Origin of the sequence: Pseudomonas sp. SMV71, assembly GCF_052042015.1 — a bacterium.
Classification (GTDB): Bacteria; Pseudomonadota; Gammaproteobacteria; order Pseudomonadales; family Pseudomonadaceae; genus Aquipseudomonas.
Genome location: NZ_JBKGGU010000034.1, coordinates 25,089 through 32,397, shown reverse-complemented (window position 1 = coordinate 32,397; position 7,309 = coordinate 25,089). Strand labels below are relative to the sequence as shown.

At 61.7% G+C, this 7,309-nt stretch carries 5 protein-coding genes; all 5 read right to left on the bottom strand.

What is annotated here, in order from left to right; translation table 11 throughout:
• Positions 1 to 181 precede the first annotated feature (181 nt).
• Complete coding sequence (gene mdoH, locus ACLEJQ_RS24795) at positions 182 to 2,752, bottom strand: glucans biosynthesis glucosyltransferase MdoH (protein WP_440799427.1); 2,571 nt, start codon at positions 2,750 to 2,752, stop codon at positions 182 to 184.
• Entirely contained in the window at positions 2,745 to 4,484 is a 1,740-nt protein-coding gene (locus tag ACLEJQ_RS24790) for a glucan biosynthesis protein G (protein ID WP_440799425.1), read from the bottom strand. The genes mdoH and ACLEJQ_RS24790 overlap by 8 nt, the downstream gene beginning before the upstream one ends.
• A 351-nt stretch (positions 4,485 to 4,835) precedes the next feature.
• Complete coding sequence (dtd, locus tag ACLEJQ_RS24785) at positions 4,836 to 5,273, bottom strand: D-aminoacyl-tRNA deacylase (protein ID WP_440799422.1); 438 nt, start codon at positions 5,271 to 5,273, stop codon at positions 4,836 to 4,838.
• The gene (gene pip, locus ACLEJQ_RS24780; RefSeq protein WP_440799419.1) at positions 5,270 to 6,241 is read right to left on the bottom strand and encodes a prolyl aminopeptidase; all 972 of its coding nucleotides are present in this window, start codon (positions 6,239 to 6,241) and stop codon (positions 5,270 to 5,272) included. Before pip ends, dtd begins: the two co-directional genes overlap by 4 nt.
• 255 nt (positions 6,242 to 6,496) lie before the next feature.
• Complete coding sequence (gene hutG / locus ACLEJQ_RS24775) at positions 6,497 to 7,300, bottom strand: N-formylglutamate deformylase (protein WP_440799416.1); 804 nt, start codon at positions 7,298 to 7,300, stop codon at positions 6,497 to 6,499.
• Positions 7,301 to 7,309 lie beyond the last annotated feature (9 nt).

Here is a 7,309-nt window from a genome sequence, read left to right as displayed (position 1 = left end):
CGGCGAGGTGCCCAGTGGTGGGGCAAGAGCGTTTTGCTTACTTTTGCGCTTCTCAAAAGTAAGCCGCCGTAAGGGCGGAACCCTAAGCCGCCGTAACCGCAGCAATGGATATGCCCCAAATACCCAGACCCAGACCAACAAAAAGCCCCGAATCTTCGCAGAAGCGGGGCTTTTTTGCGGATCAAGCCACTTGAGGCTGTGCGCTCAACGGCTGAAGCGGTAGCAACGGCGCATGAGGATCGGCCTTCACCGATGCCCTCCATGCCGCCAGCCAATCCGGATGAGCCTCGCTCCAGACCTGCTCATGCAGGCGGGACAAAGCCACGGGATCGCTCAGCAGCGCCAGGCGCTCGGCATTGTTCAATCCGGCAGGGCCAACTTTCAGCGCATGACGGACCCGCTCGACCCGCAGCCATTCGATCGGCTCGGCCTGACGATGACGGGAGGTCGCCAATGCACAGGCCAGGGCGTTCTGTTGTGGATCGACCACGGCCCGGATAAAGCCGTCGTTCAGGGCGTGCCAACGGTTTTCATGGGTGTACTGGTCAGTCGACACCAATTCCTGGGGCGGCGCATATTCCTCAGGGATCAGGAACAGGCTCTCGTCACGGGACTTCAAGCCCAGGCCAACACGGCTGGAGATCACCGACACCGGGATCGACAGCATCAGCGAACCGACGATCGGCACCAGCCACCACAGGAAGCTCGGGTTCAGCCAGATCACCAGCAGGGCCCAGAAAAAGCCCAGCAGGGTCTGCGGACCGTGGCGCTTGACCGCTTCGCTCCAAGGTGTGGAGTCGTCGTCACGCTTCGGAGAATTCCAGGTCGCGGCCCAGCCCAGGAAGGCGGCGAGCACGAAGCGGGTGTGGAAAATCATCCGCACCGGCGCCAGCAACATGGAGAACAGCATCTCCAGCAGCATCGACAACGTTACCTTGAATTTGCCACCGAACTCCTTCGCACCCTTGGCCCAGATCAGCACGATACTCAGCAACTTGGGCAGGAACAGCAGCACGATGGTCGTCGAGAACAGGGCGATGGCCTTGTCCGGATGCCATTGTGGCCAGAGTGGGTACAGTTGGCGCGGCTCGAGGAAGTACTGCGGCTCCATCAGTGTATTGACCGCCAACAGTGCGGTGGACAGCACCAGGAAGAAGAACCACAGCGGTGCCGACAGGTAGGACATCACGCCGGTCAGGAACACCGCACGGTGCACCGGATGCATGCCTTTGACCAGGAAGAGCCTGAAGTTCATCAGGTTGCCGTGGCACCAACGACGGTCACGCTTGAGTTCGTCCAGCAGGTTCGGCGGCAATTCTTCGTAACTGCCCGGCAGGTCGTAGGCAATCCACACGCCCCAGCCGGCACGGCGCATCAAAGCGGCCTCTACGAAGTCGTGGGACAGGATGGCCCCGGAGAACGCGCCTTTACCCGGCAACGGCGCCAGGGCGCAGTGGTCGATGAACGGCTTCATGCGGATGATCGCGTTGTGCCCCCAGTAGTGAGATTCACCCAACTGCCAGAAGTGCAGGCCGGCGGTGAACAGCGGACCGTATACCCGCGTGGCGAACTGCTGCATGCGCGCATACAGCGTGTCCATGCCCGAGGCCTTCGGCGCGGTCTGGATGATACCGGCGTCCGGCGTCGCCTCCATCAGGCGCACGAGGCTGGTCAGGCATTCGCCGCTCATCACGGAGTCCGCGTCGAGCACCACCATGTACTTGTAGTCGCTGCCCCAGCGGCGGCAGAAGTCGTCGAGGTTGCCACTTTTGCGCTTCACACGACGGCGGCGACGCCGGTAGAAGATCTTGCCGAAGCCACCGGCTTCACGGCAGACGTCCAGCCAGGCCTGCTGCTCGGCGACACAGATATCGGTTTCGTTACTGTCGCTGAGGACGAAGAAGTCGAAGCGATCCAGGTCACCGGTGGCGGCCACCGACTCGAAGGTGGCGCGCAAACCGGCGAACACCCGCGGCACATCTTCGTTGCAGATCGGCATCACCAGCGCGGTACGGGCGTCCTTGGGAATCGGCTCGTTGCCGGCACTGGCCCCGGAAATACGATATTTGTCGTGACCGGTGAGCAGCTCGAGGAAGCCCATCAGCGCGGTCCAGAAACCGGCTGATACCCAGCAGAACAAGATCCCGAACATGATGAGGATGCTGGTCTGCAATGCATATGGCAGCACCTGGGTGGCGGTCTGCAGCAGCGGTTGGTGCAGGACCTCGTCTAGATCCACCAGCGACCAGCCCTGGTACGGCATGATGCCTTTCATGTACCAGCCGGCGACGATGGTCTGGCCGAGCATCAGAATCAACAGGATGTAGCGACGGATCGAACCCACGGTACGCCAGCGTGCGTGAGGCAGCACGCGTTCATCCTTGGGTGGCTTCGGCGGGTTGGTACGACCGGTCAGACGGCGCCAGCCGCGCACCAGGATATTGGTGCGCCACGGCTCCGGCACGACCTTGGTCCGACGAATGGGCGGGGTCGCCTTCAGGCGCACGCGACCGCTGGAGTCGAGCCCCAGCATCTCGGCGTCTTCAAGCTCCTCGGCGGTGCTGAGGGTCAGGCGACGGCCCACCGAGACTTGCGCCGCCTCGGTGGTTGCGTCGAAGGTCGAGGACGACAGGCGTTCGTGCAACTCGCTGAAGGACTTGCAGCCCGCCAGTTCGGCGCGCTGCTCGTTCGTCATGGGCAAATGGGCCAGGTACTCGCTGAGCGTCTCTGGCTGTACTGGAGTATTACTCATCGGCTGGCAACTGATAGCTCCAGGTCTCGGTCAGGACTTGTTCAGTCGGTTCCGGTTCCTGCTGGGTTGGGGTTGCTTCAACGGCGGCGGACGCTGCCTTGACGGCCTTGGCTTCTTCTTGCGCTTTTTCTTGCGCCGTTTCTTTCTCGGCTTGCTGCTTGGCAACCTTGTCGGCCTTGGCAAGCGTCGTGGTCACGGTGTGCGATGCGGCCGGAGCCTCGACAGGCGTCAACGGACGAACCAGGGCAGCGCGCATTTCGGTGGCCTGCTTGGCGTCCTTGATCTTCAGACGCAACGTCAAACGCCACCCCTTGGTTTCAGGGTTGTAGCGCACGCTGTTCTCGACGATTTCGGCATTGTCGCCAACGCTCACCTGGCTACGCACCTCGGCATTTTCCGGCAGGGCTTGCAGGGACGGACCTTCGAAATCCACCAGGTAGGCGACGCTGCCGTCGGGCTGGCGGATCAGGTTGGACTGCTTCACGTCACCGGTGGAACGCAGGGTCTGCTTGACCCAGGCACTGTCCGGCGAGTGCAGGCTGGCTTCGTCGAGGGTCCAGTGCAGGCGGTAGCTGAAGTCCAGGGGCTGGCCTGGCTCAGGCAGTTTCTCCGGGCTCCAGAACGCAACGATGTTGTCGTTGGTTTCGTCGGCGGTCGGAATTTCCACCAGGTCGACGGTGCCCTTGCCCCAATCGCCTTTAGGTTCGATCCAGGCACTTGGACGCTTGTCGTAGCGGTCGTCCAGGTCTTCGTAGTGGCTGAAGTCGCGACCGCGCTGCAGCAGGCCGAAGCCCCGCGGGTTCTCAACCGAGAAGTTGCTCACGGCCAGGTGTTTCGGGTTGTTCAGCGGACGCCAGATCCACTCGCCGTTACCGGCGTGGATCGACAGGCCGCTGGAGTCGTGCAGCTCGCGACGGTAGTTGAGCACCTTGGACGGCTGGTTGGCGCCGAACAGGTACATGCTGGTCAGCGGGGCCACACCCAGCTTGGTGACGCGATCACGCAGGAACATGCGCGACTTCACATCGACCACGGTATCGGTGCCCGGACGCAGGGTCAGGCGATAGGCGCCGGTGGCCCGTGGCGAGTCCAGCAGGGCGAAGATCACCAGGTGCTTGTCGGTTGGCTTCGGGCGCTGGATCCAGAACTCGCGAAAGCGCGGGAATTCCTCGCCCGACGGCAGCGCGGTGTCGATGGCCATGCCACGGGCCGACAAGCCATAGACCTGGCCTTTGCCGATGACGCGGAAATAACTCGCGCCAAGCATGGTCATGATTTCGTCTTGCTTGTCAGCCTTGTTGATCGGGTACAGCACGCGAAAACCCGCATAGCCCAGTTGCTCGGTGGCCTTGGGATCGAATTTCACATCGGCGAAATCGAAGCGCGACGGGTCGTACTTGATTTCTTCGACGTTGGTCGCGGTGATTTCGTTGATCTTCACCGGGGTGTCGAAATGCATGCCCTGGTGATAGAAGGACAGCCTGAACGGGGTCTTCTGGTCGGCCCATTCGGCTTTTTCGGTGCGGAAACGGATTTTTTGATAGTCAGCGAATTTCATTTCGCGGAATTCGTTCGGCAGATTGCTGCGCGGGGCTTCGTACTTTTGCCCAGCCAGTTCTTGCGCCTTCGCCGATACATCATCCAGGCTGAATGCCCACAGTTGACCCGCACCGAACAGGCTCAGCAGGGCCGAGCCCGCTATCAGAGCGTTTCTAAACCGTTTGGCAGACATTTTTGGTGCATTACAGGGACTAACAATCACGAGCAACCCTCGCCGAAAACAGATCAAAAAACCAACGGCCAGATAAAGTATCTACTCGGTATCGGCCTTGAAAAACCGACCCTGCGGAACACTCTTGCCAAGTTGGCGAGCATTGTTCCGACTCCGATGGGACAAAATGATTCCCCAAACGGTTCAGGACAAGTCTCTACCTAAAGTCAAATGGACCAGCGACCGCTGATCCCCCGTAGCGCGCGATTATCTAGCAGGCCGCGTGACAACGCATCAGGGGCAACAAAGTATTTCTCGAGAAAACTCCGTGTTTTGCCACGAAACCGGCTCGAAAAGATGTTTCAAACACTTTCAGACTTGCAAAAGGAAGGTGACCGGGCCGTCGTTGACCAGATGCACCTGCATGTCGGCGCCGAATCTACCTGATGCCACTGTGCCATGCACCTGTTTTGCCTGGGCGAGCAGATAGTTGAACAACTCTTCTCCCAAAGCCGGTGGCGCCGCCGTCGAGAAACTCGGGCGCAAGCCGCTTTTGGTGTCCGCCGCCAGGGTGAACTGCGACACCAGCAGCAAACCGCCAGCGACGTCGGCCAGGGACAGGTTCATCTTGCCGTCGGCGTCGCTGAATACCCGATAGTTAAGCAGCTTATGCAACAGTTTGTCGGCGTTGGCCCGGGTGTCCTCGGGTTCGATCGCCACCAGCACCAGCAGGCCCTGGTCCACTGATCCCACGACCTCCCCCGCGACCTCGACCCGGGCGCCGCGCACCCGCTGCAGCAGGCCTTTCATGCTTCTTCGGGTGGCAAATCGAGCAGGCGCCGGGCCATCTGCGCCGCCGCACGCACCAGCGCATCGGTAATACCCGGCTCGGACGCGGCGTGGCCGGCGTCGCGAATGACCTGCAGTTCGCTGTTGGGCCAGTTCTGATGCAGTTCCCAGGCGTTGTCCAGCGGGCAGATGACGTCATAGCGACCATGGATGATGATGCCGGGCAGATGCGCGATCTTGCCCATGTCGCGGATCAGTTGGTTGGGTTCCAGGAAAGCGTTGTTGGTGAAATAGTGGCATTCGATCCGTGCAATCGACAGCGCACGCTGTGGCTCGGAGAAACGATCAACCACCAGCGGATTGGGGCGCAGGGTCGCGGTGCGGCCCTCCCAGGTGGACCAGGCCTTGGCCGCGTGCATCTGGGCGATCTGGTCGTTGCCGGTCAGGCGCTTGTGGAAAGCGCTGAGCAGGTTATCGCGTTCATCCAGAGGGATCGGCGCGATGTAGTCCTGCCAGTAGTCGGGAAACAGGCGACTGGCGCCGGCCTGATAGAACCACTCGATTTCCTGCGGCCGGCAGAGAAAGATCCCACGCAGGATCAGGCCATGTACCCGCTCCGGATGGGTCTGGGCGTACGCCAGGGCCAGGGTCGACCCCCAGGAGCCGCCGAACAGCACCCACTTCTCGATGCCCAGGTGCTTGCGGATGCGTTCCAGATCCTCGACCAGGTCCCAGGTGGTGTTGTTTTCCAGGCTGGCATGGGGCGTGGAGCGACCGCAGCCGCGTTGGTCGAAGGTGACGATACGGTAGAGGTTGGGGTCGAAATAGCAGCGACTCTGCGCATCGCATCCGGCACCCGGACCACCGTGAATGAACACCACCGGCAGGCCTTCCGGGGAACCGCTTTCATCGACATAGAGCGTGTGGGTGTCATCGACAGCCAGATCGTGCCGGGCGTGTGGTTTGATCTGCGGGTACAAAGTCTGCATTGCGCGCTCCGTAAGGGTCGAGTCATCCCTGTGGGGACTTCTATTTAGTCTGCCGTCCGGCATCATAAACCCGAATCACCTTAATGAGCATGTCCCCTGCGCAGTCAAAGCGTGTCAGCCATAGCCAAGGTGGCTGATGCAGGTATCGGGGCGAGGGAGCTCGCTCTGGGGTCGGTTCGACGCATCGGACGCAGCCGCCCCACACAGCGTGAGAGCGCTGCGCACTCTAGCGGGAGCAAGCTCCCTCGCCGCGGGTTACTTGCCGTAGGTTTGCCGTCCCCAAGCCAACAGCCCCTCAAGCAGCTCCCGAATGACAACCTGGGTCGGCTCCGCCAGGTCGGCGCGGTAGTTGAACGGTTCGAACTCTTCCATGTAGGTGCTCTGGCACAGCTCCAGTTGCACCGCGTGGATGTCTTCGGCCGGGTTGCCGTAGTGGCGCGTGATGTGCCCGCCCTTGAACCGCCCGTTGAGCACATGGGTATATGCACCGTGGCGGGCGCAGATGGCTTCGAGCTGGCTGGCCAGGGTCGGGTCGCAGGCGGCGCCATTGAAGGTGCCGAGGTTGAAGTCCGGCAGCTTGCCTTCGAACAGGTGCGGGATCACCGAGCGGATCGAGTGGGCATCGAACAGCAAGGCATAGCCGAACTCAGCCTTGAGTCGTGCCAGCTCGTGTTGCAGAGCCTGGTGGTACGGCATCCAGATCTGCTGCAAATAAGTCGCACGCTCCTCGGCGGACGGCTCCAGCCCTTCGCGAAACAACGGCACGCCATCGAACAGTGTCGCTGGGTACAGACCCGTGGTGGCACCGACGTACATCGGTTTGTCGTCCGACGGGCGGTTCAGGTCGACGACGAACCGCGAGTACTCGGCGCACAACGTACTGGCGCCCAGCTCGGCGGCGAAGTCATAGAGCCGCGGGATGTGCCAGTCGGTGTCCGGCAGGCTTTGCGCCTCGGGGATCAGCCCGGCCTGCACCGCCGGGGTCAGGCGCAGGCCCGCGTGGGGCATGCTGATCAGCAGCGGCACGCGCCCTTGCTTGAAATTCAGGACCTTCTCCACAACCGTTCT